Origin of the sequence: Treponema sp. B152 (genome assembly GCF_024181665.1) — a bacterium.
Taxonomy (GTDB): Bacteria; Spirochaetota; Spirochaetia; order Treponematales; family Treponemataceae; genus Treponema_B; species Treponema_B denticola.
The window spans coordinates 170,410-192,112 of record NZ_CP058668.1 but is presented as its reverse complement, the minus strand read 5'-3'; the positions used below and the strand labels follow the sequence as shown (position 1 = coordinate 192,112).

General features: G+C 42.2%; 19 protein-coding genes. 9 read left to right on the top strand and 10 right to left on the bottom strand.

Annotated features, from left to right (window positions below; translation table 11 throughout):
- Positions 1-3: 3 nt before the first annotated feature.
- From rimO to HYB91_RS00795, 4 genes are all read left to right on the top strand, one after another.
- Entirely contained in the window at positions 4-1,407 is a 1,404-nt protein-coding gene (rimO, locus tag HYB91_RS00810) for a 30S ribosomal protein S12 methylthiotransferase RimO (RefSeq protein WP_253719661.1), read from the top strand.
- 155 nt (positions 1,408-1,562) lie between these two features.
- Positions 1,563-3,782 (top strand): hypothetical protein, encoded by a 2,220-nt coding sequence (locus tag HYB91_RS00805; RefSeq protein WP_253719567.1) that lies wholly within the window; start codon positions 1,563-1,565, stop codon positions 3,780-3,782.
- Positions 3,763-4,962, top strand: coding sequence for a M15 family metallopeptidase (locus HYB91_RS00800; protein WP_002676078.1), 1,200 nt, complete (start codon positions 3,763-3,765; stop codon positions 4,960-4,962). The genes HYB91_RS00805 and HYB91_RS00800 overlap by 20 nt, the downstream gene beginning before the upstream one ends.
- Positions 4,955-5,359, top strand: coding sequence for a Holliday junction resolvase-like protein (locus tag HYB91_RS00795; protein WP_002676079.1), 405 nt, complete (start codon positions 4,955-4,957; stop codon positions 5,357-5,359). Before HYB91_RS00800 ends, HYB91_RS00795 begins: the two co-directional genes overlap by 8 nt.
- A 191-nt stretch (positions 5,360-5,550) precedes the next feature.
- Here HYB91_RS00795 and HYB91_RS00790 read toward each other — a convergent pair whose 3' ends face one another.
- Genes HYB91_RS00790 through HYB91_RS00775 form a run of 4 tightly spaced genes read right to left on the bottom strand, consistent with a single transcriptional unit; the run spans position 5,551 to position 8,877 of the window.
- Entirely contained in the window at positions 5,551-6,666 is a 1,116-nt protein-coding gene (locus HYB91_RS00790) for an FAD:protein FMN transferase (RefSeq protein WP_002676080.1), read from the bottom strand.
- 12 nt (positions 6,667-6,678) lie between these two features.
- Positions 6,679-7,200 (bottom strand): signal peptidase II, encoded by a 522-nt coding sequence (gene lspA, locus HYB91_RS00785; RefSeq protein ID WP_002676082.1) that lies wholly within the window; start codon positions 7,198-7,200, stop codon positions 6,679-6,681.
- A 12-nt stretch (positions 7,201-7,212) separates the two neighbouring features.
- The gene (locus HYB91_RS00780; RefSeq protein ID WP_002667217.1) at positions 7,213-7,872 is read right to left on the bottom strand and encodes a Crp/Fnr family transcriptional regulator; all 660 of its coding nucleotides are present in this window, start codon (positions 7,870-7,872) and stop codon (positions 7,213-7,215) included.
- A 3-nt stretch (positions 7,873-7,875) separates the two neighbouring features.
- Positions 7,876-8,877, bottom strand: coding sequence for a cyclic nucleotide-binding domain-containing protein (locus HYB91_RS00775; protein WP_002676084.1), 1,002 nt, complete (start codon positions 8,875-8,877; stop codon positions 7,876-7,878).
- A gap of 97 nt (positions 8,878-8,974) precedes the next feature.
- On the opposite strand from HYB91_RS00775, the gene HYB91_RS00770 reads away from it, so the two are divergent.
- Genes HYB91_RS00770 through HYB91_RS00760 form a run of 3 tightly spaced genes read left to right on the top strand, consistent with a single transcriptional unit; the run spans position 8,975 to position 11,763 of the window.
- The gene (locus HYB91_RS00770; protein WP_002676085.1) at positions 8,975-9,850 is read left to right on the top strand and encodes a PHP domain-containing protein; all 876 of its coding nucleotides are present in this window, start codon (positions 8,975-8,977) and stop codon (positions 9,848-9,850) included.
- Positions 9,851-9,862: 12 nt separating this feature from the next.
- Positions 9,863-11,131 (top strand): class I SAM-dependent RNA methyltransferase, encoded by a 1,269-nt coding sequence (locus HYB91_RS00765; protein WP_002676086.1) that lies wholly within the window; start codon positions 9,863-9,865, stop codon positions 11,129-11,131.
- A 29-nt stretch (positions 11,132-11,160) separates the two neighbouring features.
- Positions 11,161-11,763 (top strand): alpha/beta hydrolase, encoded by a 603-nt coding sequence (locus tag HYB91_RS00760; RefSeq protein ID WP_002676087.1) that lies wholly within the window; start codon positions 11,161-11,163, stop codon positions 11,761-11,763.
- Between the two features lie 202 nt (positions 11,764-11,965).
- Here the strand turns inward: HYB91_RS00760 and HYB91_RS00755 are convergent, their stop codons facing one another.
- The 6 genes from HYB91_RS00755 to HYB91_RS00730 form a co-directional block, all read right to left on the bottom strand.
- Positions 11,966-13,378: an ABC transporter ATP-binding protein gene (locus tag HYB91_RS00755; RefSeq protein ID WP_002676088.1), complete on the bottom strand. Its 1,413-nt coding sequence runs from the start codon at positions 13,376-13,378 to the stop codon at positions 11,966-11,968.
- Positions 13,372-14,112, bottom strand: a complete 741-nt coding sequence (locus HYB91_RS00750) for an energy-coupling factor transporter transmembrane component T (protein ID WP_002676089.1) — start codon at positions 14,110-14,112, stop codon at positions 13,372-13,374. Before HYB91_RS00750 ends, HYB91_RS00755 begins: the two co-directional genes overlap by 7 nt.
- Positions 14,109-14,693 (bottom strand): MptD family putative ECF transporter S component, encoded by a 585-nt coding sequence (locus HYB91_RS00745; RefSeq protein ID WP_002676090.1) that lies wholly within the window; start codon positions 14,691-14,693, stop codon positions 14,109-14,111. The genes HYB91_RS00750 and HYB91_RS00745 overlap by 4 nt, the downstream gene beginning before the upstream one ends.
- Before the next feature lie 19 nt (positions 14,694-14,712).
- Entirely contained in the window at positions 14,713-16,452 is a 1,740-nt protein-coding gene (locus tag HYB91_RS00740; RefSeq protein WP_002676091.1) for an ABC transporter ATP-binding protein, read from the bottom strand.
- Positions 16,445-18,190: an ABC transporter ATP-binding protein gene (locus tag HYB91_RS00735; RefSeq protein WP_002676092.1), complete on the bottom strand. Its 1,746-nt coding sequence runs from the start codon at positions 18,188-18,190 to the stop codon at positions 16,445-16,447. The genes HYB91_RS00740 and HYB91_RS00735 overlap by 8 nt, the downstream gene beginning before the upstream one ends.
- A gap of 131 nt (positions 18,191-18,321) precedes the next feature.
- Entirely contained in the window at positions 18,322-18,930 is a 609-nt protein-coding gene (locus HYB91_RS00730; protein WP_002676093.1) for a TetR/AcrR family transcriptional regulator, read from the bottom strand.
- Positions 18,931-19,168: 238 nt separating this feature from the next.
- Here HYB91_RS00730 and HYB91_RS00725 point away from each other — a divergent pair, with 238 nt between their 5' ends.
- Both HYB91_RS00725 and HYB91_RS00720 read left to right on the top strand, forming a co-directional pair.
- Positions 19,169-20,722, top strand: coding sequence for an ABC transporter substrate-binding protein (locus HYB91_RS00725; protein ID WP_002676095.1), 1,554 nt, complete (start codon positions 19,169-19,171; stop codon positions 20,720-20,722).
- Complete coding sequence (locus HYB91_RS00720; RefSeq protein ID WP_002676097.1) at positions 20,719-21,672, top strand: ABC transporter permease; 954 nt, start codon at positions 20,719-20,721, stop codon at positions 21,670-21,672. The genes HYB91_RS00725 and HYB91_RS00720 overlap by 4 nt, the downstream gene beginning before the upstream one ends.
- The last annotated feature ends 31 nt before the right edge of the window (positions 21,673-21,703 follow it).

Genomic DNA, 21,703 nt, shown 5'->3' with positions numbered 1-21,703 from the left:
TTTATTGATTTGCACGGTTGTGCAAAAAATCAGGTTGATGCCGAACTTATAATCGGGATAATGGAAAATTTATCATGGAAAAACACTTCCGATCCCGATGAAGCGGATTTGATAATAGTCAATTCATGCGGCTTTATTAATTCTGCAAAAGAAGAATCGATAAATGCCGTTTTACAGGCTAAGGCGGCCCACCCTAGGACTAAGATTCTCTTGGCCGGATGTTTGGCCGAACGTTATGCCGATATCCTCAAAAACGATTTACCTGAAGCAGACGGTATTTTTGGAAACGGAAACCTTTCCCTACTGCCTCAATTAATAGACTCCATGTTTCCTAAGAAAACTTCGGAGGAAAAATTCATTGATAAGATACTTATCCCACCGCAAATAGGCATCTGCGGAGGAGAAAGGCCTAAAATACTTAACTTTCCGCGGTCTACCTATATCAAAATAACAGAAGGCTGTGATAACTTTTGCAGTTTTTGTGCCATACCCATTATCAGGGGACGTTTAAGAAGCCGACCCATTAAAGACATCTGCGATGAGATAAAAACCTTTTTAAAAAAAGGCTTTTATGAATTTAACCTGATAGGTCAGGACTTAGCCGCCTATCAAACCGGAAAAAATGATTTAAATGAAAATGAACTGTATAGAGAAAACTGCTCGGGTTTAGCCCTTCTTCTAAAGAGCATTTCGGAAATAAAGGGTAATTTTAAAATCAGATTACTTTACATTCATCCCGATCACTTTCCCCTTGATATTCTTCCTATAATGACGGCAGATAAAAGATTCCTGCCCTATTTCGATATTCCATTTCAATCGGGTGCACAAAAAATAATAAGGGCTATGAACCGAAATGGAGCTGCCGAGGTTTACCTCGATATCATAAAGAATATACGGGAGGCTTTTGAAAAAGCAAAAAGTCCTTACGGAGAGCCGCAAATACGGACAACCTTTTTGGTAGGCTTTCCGGGCGAAACTGACGAAGATTTCAATGAGACCATCAAGTTTTTAAAGGAATTAAGGCCTCTTTGGTCGGGCGGCTTTACATATTCGAGGGAGGAGGATACTCCTTCATATTCTTTTAAGGGCAGGGTTCCCAAAAAAACTGCAGAAGCCCGTCTTGCCGAAATACAAAATACTCAAACCTCCATAACGGAAAAAAAACTGGATTCCTTTATAGGAAAAGAAATAGAGGTCTTAGTAGAAGAGCTTATTCAGGCAGAAGATAAAGCATTTTTAGCCCTAGGACGGGCTTGGTTTCAAGCACCGGAAGTTGACGGAGCCGTTGTTTTAAACTTTAATTTAAACAAAAAAGACATTGATGGAAACCCGATAGCTCCCGGCTCAATTGTAAAAGCAAGGATTGCAGCCCGAAACGGTTTTGATCTCGAAGCCCTAGCCGTTTAAAACTTGTCGATAAAAACCTCCATAATGTATAAAGACTTGTAAAAATACGCCGATACTGTAATGAGGTATAATTAATTCCGCCTTAGAATTTAGCATATTGTAGAGGGTTTACTAATCCTTTATAAATATGATAAAATAGGTATTGGAGATTTAAGTTGCGCACAAGTTTAAAAGTTTTTATAAGTTTAGTTATCTCTCTAGCCGTATTTTCGGGTCTTTTATATTTAACGGCCTCAGATTATGAATCTTTTACGGAAACGAAAATATATAAACCTTCCATATTACGGCATATCAATGAAAACCTAAAAGAGATTGAAAAAACTTTTATAGCTTGGAATGAAGAAAACACCGAGTTATTTAAAAATTTCCTTCGTGAAGAAGCATTAATGTCAGCAGTAAAGCAGGATCAAGACCAATCCGACATAGAAGCACGAAATAATATCATTTCAAAAATAATATCGACAGTCCCCGGATTTGCAGGATTGCGGATAATCGATTCACAATATCAAAAAATTCACTTTAGTACCTTTCCGGAAGACATTCTAAGCAAGACAAACTCAATGCTTTCATATAAAAGGTACAACGATGCAGGCAATTTAATTCCATACCAACATATAGCATCTGCAGACAAGTCGGAAGTAAAAATTACGGCTTCAACAGCTTTTGATGTGATTCTATATTGTTTGCCTTTTTACGATACCTATGATGTATATAGAGGAACGGCCGTTTTTTATATCTCAGGGAACAGCTTTTTATATCATTTGGTTTCAGAAAACAACCTTTCAATCAGCGACGGCTTAGCCCTCCTCGCCGACGAATCCCATACCATAATCGGGCTTTTGACAGGAAACCATAATGTTGTTTCTCCGGAATTAAAGGAAGCCGTTCTCAATGACTGGGAAAGGTTACCTCAAAATGTACGCATAATAGGCCTTGAAGGCGAGGATCGCTGGGTTCTTATTACAAAAAAATCCGATTTTGGTTATGTAGGCCGGATAACCGAAAAAGATGTTTTTATGTTCCCCATGACCGTTAAGTATTTTTTGGTATTTACGGTTTTTGTGACAATATTTTTAATGTCCTTTTTATTATTAAATATAAAAAGAAACCGCTTATTTATTGCTCAAAATAAAATTCAGGCGCTGCATTGGTCAATTCTAAAAAACTATTTAAAAACATCTCAAAACGAAAATTGGGCAGAGCTGCAAAAAGAACTTGAGTATCATCGGCATGAAGTAAATGCAGAAATAAAAAAAGGATTAGGGAAAAAAATTCTTGAAACTAAGGGAAAAGAAATAGATGATCTCTTACAAAATAGTTGGCAGGAAATATTTGATATTATAAACAAAACCTCAAGAAACAAATCTCTTACCCAAGATCTAAAAAATATAAAAGCTGAAGAGCTTATAAATCTTTTGATGGAGGCGGTCAAAGCTCAAAAGGATGTTTCCGATAAGCCAAAACCGGCCTCTGAGGTCAAGGAAGTCGATAAAGTTGTCGAAGAACCCGATGAAGCAGAAGAAGCTGAGCCTGTCGAAGAGCTCGGCGAAATAGAAGAAGCTGAGGCCGTAGAAGAACTCGATGAAGTAGAAGAAGCTGATGCCGTCGAAGAACTCGGCGAAATAGAAGAAGCTGAAGCCGTAGAAGATCTCGATGAAGTCGAAGACGCTGAGACTGTAGAAGAACTCGGTGAAGCAGAAGAAGCTGAAGCCGTAGAAGATCTCGGTGAAGTAGACGAAGCTGAGCCTGTCGAAGAACTCGGCGAAATAGAGGAAGCTGAAACCGTCGAAGAACTCAGCAAAGTAGAAGAAGCTGAGCCTGTCGAAGAACTCAGCGAAGTAGAAGAAGCTGAAGCCGTCGAAGAACTCGATGAAGCAGAAGAAGCCGATGCTGTTGAGGAACTCGATGAAGCAGAAGAAGCTGAGGTAGTCGAAGAACTCAGCGAAGCAGAAGATGCCGATGCTGTTGAGGAACTCGGTGAAGCAGAAGAAGCCGATGCTGTAGAAGAACTTGGCGAAATAGAAGATATAGATGATCCAATGCTCCGTTTAAATGATTTAGGATATACTATCTCAGGTTTGGATTTTTCCGAACTTGATGTTCCTATTTCGGAATTGGAAAAGGCAGAAGCTAAAAAGGTTGAATACATTACCGAAGATTATAGCCCTATACGTTCAATGTGGGGAAAGTATGACGAAAGCCCAATCTTGGGTACTCTGGATGTAGTAGGAGAAAGTGAGCCTGTGCCTTTGCTTGATATAAACGAAGAGCAAACAATAGTAAACGAGGACGGAGTATTTATTATCCGTAAAACGGAACCGATAAAACCTGAAAATAAAGATTTTAAGGCTCTTGTTGACTCAGTACTTAGATAGCACCAAAATGCAAACAGTTTTAAACAATTTTAAACAACTTCTTTTTATTTTATTTTTTATAGGCAATTTAAGCATTGTCCCATGCGAAAACAGAGACAAACTTGCTGCCTTTAATGTTAATCTTGATAATCCATGGCTTAGTTTAAAAGCCATTCAGACGGCCTATCCTGATCTTGTAAAGAATATTTCCTTTGATTCGGAATTAAACGATTGGTTTATAACGATAAGAAATCAAAATTTGTATTGGGCAGATGGAAGACTTTTACCAAAAAAAGATATTCAAAATCGGCAAAAATGGGCTCCCATAATTTCTTACTTTTATTCCGATGAGGTACAGAACCCTAAAGACTTTTCTGAAGAACTTATATCGGCATTAAAACCGGAGAGTCTAATAAAGAATAGAAAAGCAGCCCCTCCCCCAAATTACACTTTTTTTATGCTTTTATTCAACGGAAAAAACCGCAACGAGATTATAAAACAAATACGCCGCTCCCGTTTCTTGGGGTATGATGTATGGGTTCATCAGCGCGTTGTAGAGCCTTTAAGGCGTGTTCAAACAAAAATATACGCAGCCCAAAAAACAAACACAGAAGTTAAAAAATTTTTAAAAGAACTAAACCAGTGTTGGAGTTTTAATTGGAGAGTTATAGCAGATTCCGGTAAACTGAGCAACCACAGCTGGGGATCGGCTATCGATCTTCTACCGGCAAACTACAAGACTAAAAAAATCTATTGGTTTTGGGAAGCTGCCCGTAATGATTATTGGATGAAAATAATGCCTTACAGAAGATGGATTCCTCCTAAGGCCGTAATAGAAGCCTTTGAAAGCGAAGGTTTTATCTGGGGCGGTAAGTGGACGCTCTGGGATAATATGCACTTTGAATACCGTCCCGAACTCCTATATATTAGAAATTTTGTTCTAAAGGCGGAATTTAATGAATTTATAGCACAGGATACACAAGGTCTATATCAAACACCTCAAATTGAACCGGAGAAACAAATATCTCAACGGCTTGCCGATATTTTTAAAATGGCAGAATTGATAAAATTTACTTCATCCTTTTCTCATAATATACTATCTTTTTACGATATCAGCGCAACGGAGGAGGATAAATTTGAAAAAGAAGAAAATATAGAAGAGCCGCAGGAACCCAAATATTTGGAGGAAATGATTGATTAAAATTGCTTTAGGGATATCTATAATTCTAATATTCTTTTTACTCGGTTTGGTCATTGGAAAATACAAGGAAAGGAGTTTAAATCTAAAAAGGGTAAATGAAGCAAGAAAAGATGCCGTAAAACGATCCAGAGCCGTATTAAATGGGCAACTTTCAGAGCAGCTGGCTCCTTTTTTCCCCGATTTTCCTGCAAATCCCACAGAAATACGCTTTATAGGTCAGCCTGTAGACTACATTGCCTTTAACGGTGCTTCCCAAGGAACTATTACCGATATAAGCTTTATAGAAATAAAAACAGGCTCATCAGCTTTGAGTCCTGTTGAACGAGCTTTAAAAGATGCTATCGAAAAAAAGAAAATAAAATATATAGAATATAGAGCAGATTTTAATAATAAATAGATATTTTAGATTAAACCGCATAAAAATGCAATAAAATGAATAAAAATACATATTTTTCTTAAAAACACTTGACAATTTTTATTTAATTTGATAAATTATGACTACACACAGAAAAGATACACATACTACTTCAAAAGAACCCCCGTATCCTCCTTTCGGGGGTTCTTTTCTTTTTTTGAGCGAAATTTAATCTACTTTTTTATAAAAAAATTCTGATCGATAATTTCAACAGAAATCTCATCATTCCCAAAAACAGAAATAGAATTATCCTTATAGAATAAAATGCAGGCAGGCATTTTAGGCTTACCTATAAGGGGAAAATCCACCGTTACTAACTTTTGTAAAAGAGCCCTTGTTTTTTCTTCCCCTAAAACATAGCTTGATGTAGAAAGAGCATCGGCAAGGGTAGAGCTTTCACTTACAATAGAAGAAGCATTTAAGCGGTTTTGTACAGGATAACCCGTCTTTGAATCGAAGATATGATGATAAATTATCCCGTCTTTTTCTATAAATCTTTCATAGTTGCCAGATGTTACAAGTGAAGCATCTTGAAGATTCATACTTACAACAGGGTTTTGTTTTCCTATTACCGGATTCCGTAAAGCAGTCTTCCAAGTTTTTCCCGACGGATTTTTACCGGAAACCAGGATATTTCCGCCAAGGTCTATTAGAAAATCTTTTATGCCATGCTCTAAAAGTATTTTTGCAATCTTATCGGCTGCATAACCTTTTGCAATCCCGCCAAGGTCCAACCTCATACCTTCTTTTTGTAAAAAGGCCTTATTTCCCTCACTTAGGATTATGTTTTTATAGTCTAAAAGCGGCAGAACCTCTTTAATGTCCTCAGGTGAAGGAACGGATTCATTTTCAAAGCCTATATTCCAAAGTTTTACCAAGGGGCCGATAGCCGGATTAAAGGCGCTATCTGTAAGCTCCGCCATCATAAGGGAAATTTGCAAAAGCTCGTACAATTCGGGGGAAACTTCCAAAGGAGAAAGGCCGGCCTCTTTGTTTAAGCGCTCAAGTTCCGACTCGTTTGCAGTAGTCAGACCTTTTAGATTATTATTTTCTGCGGAAATCTTATCGGTGTTTGCATTAAAAATTGAATCAAGTTTTATCAGTTCGGCATATACCTTTTCCAAAACTTCTTCCGCCTTTTTTTGGGGCTCAAAGGTCAGGATACGCACCCTGCAAACAGTTCCAATAGACAACCATGTTTTAGAATATTCTTTTATTGCCGGCCGGCACGAAAAAGCTAAAAGGATGTAAAAGGCTAAAAATAAGAGAAAGATAGATTTTTTAAACATAATGGCTCCGGTTTAGCTATCTTGAAGCTTTTTTTGTTTGATACCCTGTAAAATTAAATTTACACCAAGCCCTATTCCGCAGCAAACGATAAAGGAATCGGCAGCGTTAAAGGTCGGCCAGCGCTCCATTCCCAAAATGCCGAAAAATTTTACATCGATAAAATCCACAACACCTTCAGATCTAAAAAAACGGTCTATAAGGTTTCCAAAGCCTCCGCCCAGTATTCCGCATATAAACCATCTTTGAGCCCTTGTCAATTCAGCAGACTTTAGATATGCAACAGTAAGAGCTATCAAGAGTAAAAACGGTAAAAAAACCAACAATATCTTTCTTGCAATTTCTCCAAAACCGGCTCCAAGACTAAAGGCCGCGCCGGTATTGTATACAAACCTCAAATTTACAAGGTCTCCTATCACCGGAATTACCTCATTCACGGACATATATTGTACAACCAAAATTTTAGTAACTTGGTCTACAACAATAACTATTGCAGTAAGCAAAAAAGGAAGATAATAATCTTTTTTATTGTTCACAAGGATCCTGCCTTATAATACATATAGATTTTGCTCTTTTGAGCGGCGAGTATTAACATAACGGGTTAAGTCTGTCATGTTTTGTACTATAATTCTATCGTCATAGACGGAAATTCTGCCCTGATCTATAAATTTCCGCATATTGTCTTCGGTTTCTTCTTTTGAAAGACCGGCCCAACGGGCAACCTCTTCAATTGTCGTATCAAAGGAACGCATCTCCGTACTGCGGTCAAGATTGGGCTGGGTTTCATCCAGCATTAAGAAAACGTCTGCAATTCTTGCAGGCCTGTCTTCGATGGTTAAAATCATAAACCTGCGTCTTTGGGCATAGATTCGCCTTACAAAGGTCTTTAAAAGCCTCATAGCAATAGCCGGATTTCCCTTCATCAAAATTTCAAAGTTTTCCTTATTGAATTCGAGGGCCATCACATCGTCATAGGCTATGGCCGAGGCTGAACGGGGAGAGTTATCCAAAATGGCCATCTCACCGAAGATTTCACCGGGCTGTAAAATGTCAAGGTTTTTTTCAAATCCGTTGATAATTTTTATAAGCTGAACACGGCCCGACTGTATCAAATAGAATGATGAACCGGGTTCAAATTCTGCAAATATAAGAGAGCCTTTAGGAAAGCTTTTTGCAAATCTTGAAAATGAAGAAAAAAGATCCGACATAGTTTATGCTCCTTGCAGCCGAGTGCTGCATTCTTTTTGAAGTTCCCGAATTTTTCCGATTATATCGGCGCCTGACAAGATGGCAGCCTTATCAAAAAAGGCAATCGCCTTATCCGGTCTTTCCATATCCATATAACACATACCCAGATACATAAGGGCATCTCCTATCTTTGAAGACTTGGGATGCTGGGAAATAAAGCCCGTTAAAAGCTGTAAACAGCGTACATATTCTTTTTGAGAGTGCAAACTCTTTCCCGCCCCGATATAGGCATTATCGGTAATCTCATCTCCCGCACCTGCTTCGATTACGGCATGATATTGATCATAGGCAGCTTCAAATTCTCCCTTTTCAAAAAGATCTTCAGCCTTATTATACGCAAGATGAACAGTACCGTCAGTAACCGCAGCCGGTTTTTCGTGATGAGCAAGAACGGCATCATTATTGTGTCCTTCTGCATTTCCGAAAGAACGGCCTGCAACTTCCGCCGTACTTCTAACAATTTGATCTACTTGTGAAATATACTTTCCGTTAGGATAAATAGCCTTATACCTTGTCCCAACCTGTCCTGCCGCCTTATAATGTTGGGAAGAATAAAAGGCATTCATAACATTAAAAAGCCCTTCTTCAGGGTTTTTTTCTTCTTCGCTGTCTAAAAGAGAGGCTAACTGCTTATGAATAGTCCTAAGCTGGCGGGAGAAAACCTTTATCATCTGTAAAATAATGCGGGTATTCGTCTGTGCAAAGGCTTCAAATTCCTTGCTTGTAAAAGAATAAACTATGGAGTCGGTTAAAACCATGGCGCTTTCTTCTCTTGGATAATTGCCCAATGCGGACTTTACTCCAAAAAATTCTCCGGTCTTTATATAGTCGGTAACCTGTTCTCCGGTTTCAATGTCTATAGATGTAAGAGCTATGCTGCCCGTGTTCAAAAGAAAGACACGTTCATCAAAGTCTCCCGAGAAATAAACTACTGAATTTGCCTTGTAATTAATAGCCTTAGGCATTACGGCCTCCCAATACAAAACTTGCGTTCTATTATTCTAGCATATTTTTTAAGAAAAACCTAGCCCTTCTTTGTTTTTTTTGATATAATCTTTTTCTATGGTGGACTTACACACTCATTCAACGGCATCGGACGGCACCTTTACCCCTGCGGAACTTGCCGCAGCCGTTAAAAAGGCGGGTATTTCAGCCTTTGCCTTAACCGATCACGATATTTTAAGCGGACTCGACGAAGCTGCTGCAGAAGCTAAAAGGCAGGGTATAATTTTTATACGCGGTGTCGAAATAAGCGTTAAATGGAGCCCCGGAGAACTCCATTTATTGGGCCTTGATTTGCGTAAAGATTCCCGTGAGCTTAACTCGCTCTTACAGGACCTGCAGGATGAAAGGATAAATAGAAATCAAAGAATGGCCGAAAAATTAAAAAAAGCCGGCTTTGATATCTCATATGAAAAGGTGAGAGATTTTGCGGGCGGCGATAAGGGCCTGGGCCGGCCCCATTTTGCAGCCTACATGGCGGCTCATAAAATGGTCAAAAAAAATCAGGACGCCTTCGATAAGTATTTTGCAAAGGGAAGACCTTTTTTTGAAGAAAAAGAAAATGCAGACCTTGCTGCTGCAATTTCTGCCGTAAAATCCGCAGGAGGGATTCCCGTTTTGGCTCATCCTATGTCCCTTTATTTATCTTGGTCTTCCCTTCCCGATGTTATAGCCGATTTTAAAAGGCAGGGCCTTGTGGGACTTGAAGCTTGGAATTCTTCAACAAAATACAATGATTGTAAAAGGCTTGAAAAACTGGCGGCATCCCTTGATATGCCCATAACTGCCGGAAGCGATTTTCACGGCTCAATCCGAAAGGACAGAAAACTCGGAACAACTTCAAAAAACGGTATAAAGATTGAAGACAGGTTTTACGAAAATTTACGAGCCCTCCATCCCGACCTTCCGCCTTTGCAAGATAGTCAGGCTGATTAGAAGATAAAAATTATGCAAAAAGAAATCGTAAAAACAAAAAAGATGGTTTTCGGGGCTTCATGCATCGCTTCCTTAAAAGACGGCAAAACCGTTTTTATTCCCTATTCTCTTCCCGATGAGGTTTTGGAAATTTCCATCGTAAAAGAACATAAAAATTATACCGAGGGAAAAATCGAAAAAATTTTAGAAGCCTCGCCCCACAGGGTAGAACCTAGGTGCCCTTACTTTTATGCTTGCGGGGGCTGCAACCTCCAAACAGCCGATGACGAATACCAGCATTTTTTAAGAAAAAGCATGGCCCTTGAAGCCCTCGATAGAGCTTTGAGTTTAAATAAGGAAAAAGCTGTTTTTGATAAACCGGCTCTTGAAAAGAATCTTTTTGAAAAAAGTGTTTTTGTAAGCGGCCCGGACTGGGATTATAGAGCCCGCTTTCAGTTTTACATTGACGAGGACGGCTCTCTTTCTTTAAAAGAAAATAAAAGTTACGGTTCGGTAAAGATAAAGGATTGCCCTATTGCAGTACCCGCAATAAGAAATCTTTTAAAATCGAATTTAAAAGAACATACTCCGAATTCGAGAATCCATATTTTTTCGGACGGAGAAAAAATTTTTACTCAAGATAATGCAAAAGACTGTGAGGTAAGGCTTGCAGGAAAAAGGATTAAATTTAATCCCTTGGGCTTTTTTCAATCTAATTTGGAAATGACCGAAAAACTGATAAACATGATTTTTGAATACGCAGAAATTTCAAGTTCTGTTTTGGATTTTTATTCAGGTGTGGGAACATTTTCTCTCTTTGCTTATGATCAGGCAAAAGAGATTCACCTTGTAGAACATAATAAACACGCCCTCGCCTATGCCCAAGAAAATTTTTTGATAAACAGCTCATCAAGCGGAATTGTCAGAGAAAAAAAAGAAAGCGGATTTCCTAAAATTTTTTATCATGCCTTGGACGGAAAAAATTGGGCAAAAACAAGAGAATCAAAATTGAAATTCGATACGGTATTTGTAGACCCGCCGAGGAGCGGCATAGATAAAGAAACCCTGTCTTGGCTTTGCTCAAGCGGAACCAGTCAGGTTTTTTACATCTCCTGCGACCCCGTAACCTTCGCCCGCGACACGGCAAGCCTTCTTGTATCCGGCTACAAATTAGAAAAACATTTTCTATTCGATTTTTATCCTCAAACCCACCACATCGAAACACTGGGGATTTTTAGGAAAGACGGAGATAACCGATTATGCTGCTATAATCCGCAAAAAATTATCGGATGTAATGTATAATTTCGTTTATAATATAGAGGGGGTTTTATATGAAAAATGCGGTTGTATATATACACGGGAAGGGCGGTTCTGCCGACGAAGCGCTTTACTATAAAAAGTTTTTTAATGACGCTTATGATGTTTTAGGGTTTGATTATAAATCGGAGTTACCTTGGCAGGCAGGTGAAGAATTTCAAAACTATTTTGATTCCCTTATTCCAAATTATAATGAAATCTTATTAATTGCAAACAGTATAGGGGCTTACTTTTCTATGTTGTCCTTATCGGAAAAACCGATCAAAAAAGCACTGTTTGTTTCCCCCATTGTCGATATGGAAAATATCATTTTACACATGATGAAACGGGCAAAGATATCCGAAGAAGAACTTAAACTAAAAAAAGTCATCAACATTCAGTTCGGCGAACCCTTATCGTGGGAATATCTTTCTTTTGTCAGAAAAAATCCTATAGCATGGAACATTCCTACCGGTATTCTTTACGGTAAAAAAGACGATATGACTTCTTTAGAAACAATGACGAATTTTGCGAATAAAATACATGCGGACTTAACGGTTTTTGATGAGGGCGAGCATTGGTTTCATACTGAAGAACAAATGAATTTTTTGGATACTTGGTTTAAAAGATTCGTTTGAAAAATCTTTATACACCTGTTACGCCTCGATGAGTTCACGGATTGAATGCTGCCCATTTTCCATCTGGGTTTTAGACTGCTCCAAAACTTTTATATTGTTTTACGAATAAAAAACAATGCTTCTATGAAAACAATAACACTGTTTCCGTTTTGCTTCAGCAACAACATTATTCACAGGGACAGCCCAAAATAGCCGTCTCCCGCTATACGGTTATACGCCTCGTGCAGCAGGCGCGGATAAGTTCGCTGTCGTGGGTTACAACAAGAATTGTTGTGCCCATCGATCGAAGTTTTTCCAGCAACGCGGCGGTTTCTTTCATGTGCGCATAATCAAGGCCGCTGGTCGGTTCGTCAAGAAGCAGTAACTCCCGCCCGGATGCAAGGGCGCAGGCAATGGCGAGCCGCTGTTTTTGTCCGCCGGAAAGGCTCTGCGGATGACGATCGGCAAAGTCCGCCAAATCAAGATTTCTTATGATTTCCATTGCCGTTTCTTTCTCGTTTGCTGTTCCTTTTTTAAGGCTGATAAGAACCTCATCCAGTACACTTTCTGTAAAAAGCTGATTGCCGGTATCCTGCATAACCATAAAACAAAGCTTCTTTCGAGATTTGCTGTCGTAAAGTTTTCCCTCATACTCCAAAGTCCCTTTACACCGTTTTTCTAGTCCGCAAAAACAATTGAGGAAGCTGGTCTTGCCTGCGCCGTTTGCTCCCACGATTGCCGTAATTTGCCCTGCAGCGATTTGCAGTATTGGAATATCCACAATGTTCTTTTTTTCGCCGTGATAGGCAAAGTGGAAATTTCGCAGTGTGATTGGTCTGTCTCCTTCTCGAAAAGAATCCATTTGCATTTCCGCAGGCGATTCCGTCACTGTTGTACGAAGCCCCATTTGTGTAAGCTGATTTTGTGTGAGCTCCTCTTTCCCGTTTCCGGTAAATTCTCCGACAATCTCTCCGTCACGCAGAATTACAGCGCGGTCAATGATGTCCCACAGGTATGCAATGCGATGCTCCGCCGCGATAATAGTCTTTCCCTCTGCCTTCCAGCGCAGGATAAGCTCTCGAAGCATCAGCGTTGCCGTATAGTCAAGATTTGCAGACGGCTCATCGAGCAGTATGATTTTCGGTTCGGATACATTTACGGAAGCGCAGGCTATTTTTTGTTTTTCGCCGTCAGACAGGCGGAAGATATTGCGATCCATCAAAGAAGCCATACGGAAATGAGCAACGGTACGGTCGATTCTGGTATAGATTTCCTGTTCAGGCAGCCCTCTGTTTTCGCATCCGAATGCAAGTTCTCCGGTGGTATCGACATTGTAAAACTGGGTTCTGGGATTTTGGAAAACGGTGCCTATGATGAGTGCGGTATCATAGAGCTCACGCTCCTTAACACTGCCGCCGTCAATGAGAATATCACCGCTGAGCGCTCCGGGATAGAAGTGCGGAATCAGACCGTTTATAAGCCGCAATATCGTTGTCTTGCCGCACCCTGACGGGCCCGTCAAAAGGACGCATTCTCCCGTTTTTACCGTCAGATCGATATTTTTCAAACTACTCGCATACATACACTCCGCATTTTCGGAGCCGTAACGAAAACTGACATTTTTAAGTTCTACCATAACGCTACTCTGCAAAGCTCCAAAATCCACATGACAACAACGGCGAGGCAGATAATCAGCAATATCAAATCCTGCACTCGAAATCCGATACGGCAGATGTTAGTACGCTTTATCGGAGAGCCCAATCCGCGTGTCAACGCAGCGGCAGACAGGTCTTCTCCGATACGGACGGTTGAAGTTATCATAGGAACCAGTTGGTACTCCACAACCTCTCCGGGTCTTACACCGCCTAACCGGATTCCTCGCATACCCATCGCTCGTCTGATGGATTTCCATTCCGCTCCAATGGTCGGAAACATCCTGAACATCACCGACATGGGAATGGTGATTGCTTGAGGAATATGAAGCCGCTCCATAGCGGAGATAAATTCACTAACGGATGTTGTTCCAATCAAATATCCGCCCATAACTACCGTAACTGCAAAGCGCGTTAAAATTCCTCCGCACATTAAAGCAATGAAATTCAGCAGTCCCGGCAAATGCGGCATAGCGATCAGCAGCCCATAACCGACCGCAAGCATAATAACCCCGCGTCCAAACCGTTTCCACTGCCGCTCTATGAGCAGCAATAAAAACGGAAGAACCGACAAGATTATCTTAATCGATTTCATTTGAGAGCCGCCAAGTCCGCCCATAACAAATACCGCTAAAACAAGCACGAGCGCAAGCTTTGTGCGAGGATCAAGAAAGCCGCGCCTTTTTTCTTGCGATAGTGCGGATGAGTATGCTATCACACAAGACCCGCTTTCTCAAAATGCTTTTTCAAAAGAGCCTTGCCAAGAAGACCTCCGAGAATTCCGCAGACTAAACAAACAGCCAGTAGTACCGGTGCCATCCAGAGGGGCATAAGTTTTGAAACCGCATCAATATATGCCTGACCATAATCCGCTCTCTGTGCAAAGTATCCCTCGTAGTCCGTAAACAGCGGTAAGTAATTTCCGAAAATCCACACACTGAACAGTCCATAAGAGAGAACCGCTTTTTTGGCGTTCTTGTATTCTCCGCTCTTAAAACACAGTTCCGCAAGTCCTCCTGCGATTGCGCAGGTAAGGAGCGGCCACGGTCCCATACCGGTAAGCAGCATTAAGATTCCCATAATCATAGCCATGATAAAAATCATTCCGGGCTTTTTCACCTTCGTTAAAAAAAGCATAAAAGGAATACCGCCTATAATCGGTACAAATACCGACAGAAGCGGTAAGAATATCGGTATCATGCCCAACATTGCAACCGCAAATAAAATGACAAAGTAAATTGCGCTGTAGATTCCGATGTTAATCAAATCCCGACCTTTCAGTTTGCTTTCGCTTTTCATTTAAAATTCCTCCATATAATTATTTATGTACCTTCCAGCTTGCAGCTTCGCGCCGTTCGCCGATAAAGTTTCGGTATATGCCGTCCTGATTCATCAGTTCGGCATGCGTGCCCTGCTGCACAATCTTGCCGCGGTCTACGACGATGATCTGATCGGCTCTCTCTACGGTTTTCAGCCGATGAGCAATCATGATGACGGTCTTTTCGGCGGTAAGCGCGTGGATGGCGCGCATCAGCTCGTTTTCATTTTCGGGATCGACGTTGGCAGTTGCCTCATCCAAAAAGATGACCGGTGCGTTTTTCATCATGGCGCGGGCAATAGAGATGCGCTGCTTTTCTCCGCCGGAAAGACTTGCGCCGCCTTCACCGACTACCGTATCGTATCCTTGGGGAAGGCTTGAGATAAAGTCATGGCAGCAGGCCTTTTTTGCCGCAGCGATCACATCCTCCATCGGAGCACCGGGCTGACCAAAGCGGATATTGTTGGCGATGGTGTCGTGGAATAAATAAACCGATTGGAACACAAAACTGAAATTCGCCATCAAGGAATCCATATCGTAATCCTTCACATTCCGGCCGCCAAGCATAACGCTTCCCCCGTCTACATCCCAAAACCGTGCAAGCAGATTTACCAAGGTGGTTTTCCCTCCGCCGGAAGGACCGACAATCGCCGTCGTAGTCTTTTCAGGAATATTCAATGAAATGCCGTCGATGATCTTTCGCTTCTCATAAGAAAACGCGATATCCTGCGCAACAATATCACGCACTGCCGGTTCAATCGTTTCTCCGGATATATCCATCTGCGGCGTGTTCAGAATTTCCTGCGCCCGGTCAACGCTCATATCGACCACGCGCAGTAGTGACGAGTATTGTCCTGCCGTTTCCAAACTGGTATAGATGATAAATGCGGAGATTACCATGACAACAGCATTCAGCGCGTCCATGCTTCCGGCACAATAGAATACGCATGAAAAAGCTACCATTGCCACACCGGTAAGCTTGGCGATAAAACTCTGCAATGCTATGCGGGGCACCAGTGTCATTTCCATGTCGATATTGATCTTACTGTTTTCCGAGATTGCCTCATTTAATTCCCTGCTCTTAACTCCCGTCAATCGGTAAGCCTTAACCTCGGTCATACCCTGCAAGTATTCCAGAACCTTTTCTACGAGCCTTTCATCTGCGCGTATCTTTTTTCCCGACACCTTCTCGGAAGCAATCCTGAGGCGGCTGTTTGCAAAAAGAAACAGCGAAAAACCGCAGAGCAGCACACAGGCGATTCTCCAGTCGAAGAAAAACAGCATGACGACAATAAGCAAGGTTGTAAGCAAGCCGTCGCAGACAAGCATTACCACACGGGTAGCAATATTTTCAAGGCTTTCCATTATATTAGTTGTGATAGATGTAATCTGCCCGAGGCTGTTGGCATTAAAGTATCCCATCGGAAGATACCGCAGATGCTCTGCAATCTCTACCCGTTTTTTCGCACAAGTGTCATAGCCCCCTTCGGTCTGTAACATAACGGCCTTTGATTTTAGCAATCCCGATCCGGCAATGCTGATCAGCATAATCCCTAACGAGAGCAGGATATCTTTTGTGTCTACCATTCCGTTCATCAGCGCCCGAATCATCACCGCAATCGCCGGAATCTTTAGCGCCTCAAACAGAGCCTGAATAACATTGAGCCGAATGGAAGTGATAAATTTCCGGCGGTTTTCTTCACCGCAGAACGCAAAAAACTTTCTAATAACTTTAAGCATGATCTTTCACCTCAATATGTGCATTCCACATCGTTTCATATAACCCGTGACGAGACAAAAGTTCATCATGGGTTCCGCTGTCTTCAACGGTGCCGTCTTTAATGACATAAATACAATCGGCAGCGGTAATCGTAGAAAGCCGGTGCGCAATCACGATGAGCGTCTTACCCTCCGTCAGCTTAGAGATAGAGCGCTGAATAACCGCCTCGTTTTCAGGGTCGGTGTATGCGGTTGCCTCATCCAAAATGATAATGGGCGCCTCTTTCAGCATTGCTCTGGCAATGGAAATACGCTGCCGCTCGCCGCCGGAAAGATGCCCGCCGGAAGTGCCTACCACGGTATCGTAACCGTGTTCCAGCTCCAAAATAAATTCATGGCAACCGCTGTGTTTTGCTGCTTCCTCCACTTCCGCATCAGTTGCATCCGCTCGCCCAATGCGGATATTTTCCCTGACCGTCATGTTGAATAGATAATTATCCTGCGAGACAAAGGCAATCTTATCCGAATAGGCTTCTTGCGGAATTTCGCGAATGTCCGTATCTCCCAGCAAAATTGAGCCGCTGCTCACATCCCAGAGCGAAGCGATGAGGCGCGCAATGGTACTCTTTCCGCTGCCGGAAGGACCGACCAGCGCAATAAAGCTGCCCTCCGGGATTTCCATAGAAATGCCGTGAAGCACTTCCTTTTCCTTATACGAAAAACGAACATCCTGTAGCTTCAGCGTGTTTTCTTTTGGAACAGCTCCGTCTAACGGGCGCTCCATTTCGGGAGCATACAAAATACTTTGAACTTCACCGAAGATGGTTCCCATCGTTCGAAAGTCGTCGGAATAACTCATCAAGGTTATAAGCGGTGTGATGATGCCGACAGAGAGAATAATAATTGTTACCAGATTCTGCGGCGGAAGAGATCCACCCTTTACCAAAAGGCCGCCGATGGGGAGCACGGAAACCATTGTAGCGGGCATGATTACCGTGGCGAATGTAAAGGTGAGAATACAGGAGCGCATCCAATCGATATAGCTGTGAGCGGCTTCATAGGCGTCATGCACAAAGCGGTCGTAGGAACTTTTTGTATTCCCGAAAACCTTGATGACTTGAATGCCGCCGATATATTCAACCGCCGTATCATTGAGCGCTTTTGTGGCTGTAACCGTGCGTTGATAAAATTGAGGACTGCCCTTCATCATAAGACCATAACAGAAAAAGCCCACCGGTATCGTTGCAAGAGAAGCCAGCCCCATACGCCAGTCAATGGTAAAAATGTAGATCAAAATAATAATGGGGATCAGTAAATTTGCGGTGAACTCCGGAACGATATGCGCCAGTGTTGTTTCAATGCTGTCGATACGTTCGATGAGTATATTTTTGAGCGCCCCGGAACTTTGCTCCAACACCGCACCCAGCGGCATTCTTGTCAGTTTTTCCGTGCAGCGTTTTCGGATTTCCCCGAGCACTGCAAATGTTGCTCTATGACTTGTAGATGTACTGAGCGCATGAAACAATACACGGCAAAACCAAAACGCTGCGATAATCAGACAACGTATCATATAATATGATAGGTCTTTGTTTCCGCCCATCAAACCGTGTACTATGCCGGCAACAACAAAATACGGTGCGATGGAAAAGGCCACGCCGATGACTGCGAGAATAACACTCAAAACATATTGTCCTTTGTGTTCCCCTGTTTGTCCTAACGCCCACGCGATAGGAGAAGGACTCTTCCTTTTTTTCTCCATAAGTAAATCTCCTTTTGTTAGCTAACAAATAATAGTTAGCGTTAGCTAACATTCACTTAACCCCATCGCCCATTTTTATAAATAAAAAGACAGGCGGTGAGACTTTTAACGCTATTCAATTATGCAAGTTATTAAAACCCAAACAACTGCTTCCAGCCCGGAACAAAGAATGCCTCCACCGCTTTCAGGCAATGCAATGCTTCTTCCAAACTGTAATTATGTATAACCGGCTCAAAGAGAGCGGTCGTATATGCTGAAAGCAGAAGATGCAGCTCCTTTGAATCGATGTCTTTCACGGCGTATCCTTGCGCTTTCAGCATCGGCAGATATTTTAAAAGCTGCTCTTGTTGCTGTTCCGTAAGATCGTGAAGGAAATTCTCGTATTTGCTGCCCTGTGATTTTGCCAGCAATAGATGATATTCATCCATATTTGGATAGATTATCTCACGCATCATGTCTATTTCAGAATCCCGCCACTGAATGTGTTCCTTGTGATTCACCGCACCCACATATCGCGCAACATGTGCATCCAGCCAAGCATTTATGCGGTCTACCGCAGGAGCGACAATTTGATCGAAGAGATCTTCTTTATCTACACAATGCCGATATATTCCCGCAGCCGTCATACCGCAGCGCTTGCTGATACTTCGCATGGAAGACTTATCAAAGCCCATCTCCATAAATTCGGCTTTTGCTGCGGCTATAATTTTTATATGATTGGCGGTTTTGTCTCTCGGCATAAATCTCCTCTTTTTGTATACAGTGTTAGCTAACATATGTAAATATACAACTAATCCGTTTTGTTGTCAAGACGGTGAGGGAAAAGTTACAAACAAACTCGGCCTTACAAAACCCAATAGCACGCGTACAAATTCACAAAAAACCGGTTCTCAAAACTACTTGACAATCTAGTGTATAATGTACTAACATGCAGCAAGAAGTTAGCTATTATTAACTTATTTAATATTCGGAGGCTTTATGCTAAACAAAACAATACGTGCACTGGGACTGTGCGCTTTATGTGTAGTGCTGACGGTTTCGTGCAGCAAGGAGAAAACTGCGGATATGCAGAGTCCTGCTGCCAAAAAAGATGCCGATATTGTGCTGAGAGAAGCAGGCGGAGATTTCGGCTATCCGAACCCGTTTAGGCATCAGAACCGCGGGCCGGGCTTTTTCAAAATGGAATTGATTTACGATTCGCTTTTGGAAAAGGATGAAAAAGGCCTTATCCCGTGGCTTGCAAAGGAATGGTCTGTGAGCGAAGACGGACAAACCTATACGTTCACGATTGTCGATAATGCAACGTGGCATGACGGAAAACCGCTGACGGCGGAGGACGTTGCGTTCACGGTTAAGTATTTTGAAACGCACCCGCCGATGCGAGGAGGCTTGATTCTGCACGGTAAGTATCTGATGGATTCCGTTACAGTCAACGGCAATACGGTTACGATTCACATTCCGGAATATACGCCGACCGCGTTGGAAAAAATCGGCAGTATGCGCATCATTCCCAAGCATGTCTGGGAAAATATCGAGGATCCTGCAAAATTTTCCGGTGAAGGCGATGTGGTCGGATCCGGTCCGTATAAATTGGTTTCCTATCAGAGCGAACAGGGTGCCTATAAAATGGTGCGGTTTGACGAATTTTGGGGATTAAAACCCGCCGTTGCCGCAATCGAATGGATTCCCGTTAGCGATAACATCTTGGCATTTAACAACGAAGAAATCGATATTACCAACCTGCCTGCCGACCTTGTAAAAAATTACGAAAACAACAGCGAATTCAAAGTGGTTAAGAATTTCGGCTTACACGATTTCCGTTTCTATTTTAATTTTGATAAGATTCCTGCGTTCCGCGATAAAGAGGTTCGTCAGGCAATCGCATATGCCATAGACCGGAATGAGCTAATCGAAAAGCTCGAACGCGGTTCGGGGTTGGAAGGCAGCCAAGGCTATCTGCACCCTGCGCATCCGATGTATAACCCCAATCTTCCCAAGTACGAGTTTAATCCTGAAAAGGCAAAAGAGCTGATGAAGGGCAGAACAATTACCGCGCAGCTGACGGTCGGCAGTTCACCCAAAGAGGTAAAGATGGCGGAGTTGATTAAAATCAGATTGGCGGATATCGGGATTACGCTGGATGTTGTGAGTGTCGATTCCAAAGCCCGAGACGGTATGATCCGGGATAAAACCTACCAGACTGCGATTGTGGAATCGGGCGGTATGGGCGGTGATGCGGATATGCTGCGGGAAATTTATTCCTCCAAAACGAAGAAGCCGCACCTTGCAGGATATGCAAACGCACAGTTGGACGATCTTTTATACCGGCAATCTATAGAACGGAATGCGGAAACGCGGAAGCAGCTGATATATTCCATTCAGGAAATTTTAGCGGATGAAATTCCCATGTTGCTGCTCTACGGCAAAATCGATAATACGGTGTACCGTCCGGCAAAATACGACCGATGGACGGTGAGGTACGATCACGCTAAATTGGATCATCCCAAGCTTTCGTATATCATTCGTCCATGAGGATAAAATATGCCGTTTTATTCTTTGCGTTAATTACGGCTCATTTTTTTCTTCCCCGCTTGATGCGTGCGGACCCATTTGTGTTTATCTCTTCAGACGGAACGGAGGTTGCAAGCTACAGCGAGGAAGAAATCACTAAATACAAAGCGTATTACGGTTTGGATAAACCGTTGTGGAAGCAATATCTGCATTACTTGGCAGGTATTGCTTCCGGCAATTTAGGCTACAGTATTTATTTTAAGGATACCGTAGTCCGTCTTGTCTTTAAGCGGTTGATATGGACGGCGGGAATTGTATGTGTTTCGCTGCTGTTCAGTTTAGTTCTGGGCCTGTGTTTGGGAAGCCTCAGTGCATGGTTTATAGGTAAACGGCTTGACGGTTTTTTGTATCACGCAATGACAGGGCTTTCGGAGATTCCTTCATTCTTAACGGCGAACGCTATTTTGATGCTTTTTATTATTCGCTGGAGGGTTTTGCCGACATCGGGCGGTATAACGCCGTTTTTACCGCTTAGCTTTACGCTGCCTGTTATTGCCGATATTATAAAACATGCAGTACTGCCTGCGCTGACCTTATCGTTACTTAAAACGCCGGATTTTTATTTTGTAACACGGAGCGCAATGCTGCGGCAGCTGCAAAAAAAATATGTAGAAACCGCGCAGGCAAAATCCTTAGGGGCGTTTACCATTACGGTAAAACACTGCCTGCCGAATGCGTCAAATCCGATTATTACCCGTTTTTTACTCAGCCTGCAAACGCTGTTTAACGGAGCACTCATTGTGGAAAATATTTTTAAATATCCGGGCATCGGCAGGCTGATTAGAGATGCCGTCTTTTATCGGGATTATCTTTTGCTGCAAGGTATTTTTTTTATTGTTACCGTGTTTATCTTGTGCATCAGCGCATTGGGAGAAGCGATATACCGGCGAACGGGAAGGAGCGCAGAGTGAAAAATCCTCGAAATGTGCTGCCGTATGTACC

Bases quoted from the DNA above. Each gene is read 5' to 3' on its own strand.
- HYB91_RS00730 (WP_002676093.1), bottom strand. From the start codon at position 18,930: ATGCCGAGAGACAAAACCGCCAATCATATAAAAATTATAGCCGCAGCA.
- HYB91_RS00735 (WP_002676092.1), bottom strand. From the start codon at position 18,190: ATGGAGAAAAAAAGGAAGAGTCCTTCTCCTATCGCGTGGGCGTTAGGA.
- HYB91_RS00775 (WP_002676084.1), bottom strand. From the start codon at position 8,877: ATGCCTAAGGCTATTAATTACAAGGCAAATTCAGTAGTTTATTTCTCG.
- HYB91_RS00780 (WP_002667217.1), bottom strand. From the start codon at position 7,872: ATGTCGGATCTTTTTTCTTCATTTTCAAGATTTGCAAAAAGCTTTCCT.
- HYB91_RS00755 (WP_002676088.1), bottom strand. From the start codon at position 13,378: ATGGTAGAACTTAAAAATGTCAGTTTTCGTTACGGCTCCGAAAATGCG.
- HYB91_RS00790 (WP_002676080.1), bottom strand. From the start codon at position 6,666: ATGTTTAAAAAATCTATCTTTCTCTTATTTTTAGCCTTTTACATCCTT.
- HYB91_RS00770 (WP_002676085.1), top strand. From the start codon at position 8,975: ATGGTGGACTTACACACTCATTCAACGGCATCGGACGGCACCTTTACC.
- HYB91_RS00745 (WP_002676090.1), bottom strand. From the start codon at position 14,693: ATGAAAAGCGAAAGCAAACTGAAAGGTCGGGATTTGATTAACATCGGA.
- HYB91_RS00720 (WP_002676097.1), top strand. From the start codon at position 20,719: ATGAGGATAAAATATGCCGTTTTATTCTTTGCGTTAATTACGGCTCAT.
- HYB91_RS00740 (WP_002676091.1), bottom strand. From the start codon at position 16,452: ATGCTTAAAGTTATTAGAAAGTTTTTTGCGTTCTGCGGTGAAGAAAAC.
- HYB91_RS00765 (WP_002676086.1), top strand. From the start codon at position 9,863: ATGCAAAAAGAAATCGTAAAAACAAAAAAGATGGTTTTCGGGGCTTCA.
- HYB91_RS00725 (WP_002676095.1), top strand. From the start codon at position 19,169: ATGCTAAACAAAACAATACGTGCACTGGGACTGTGCGCTTTATGTGTA.
- HYB91_RS00760 (WP_002676087.1), top strand. From the start codon at position 11,161: ATGAAAAATGCGGTTGTATATATACACGGGAAGGGCGGTTCTGCCGAC.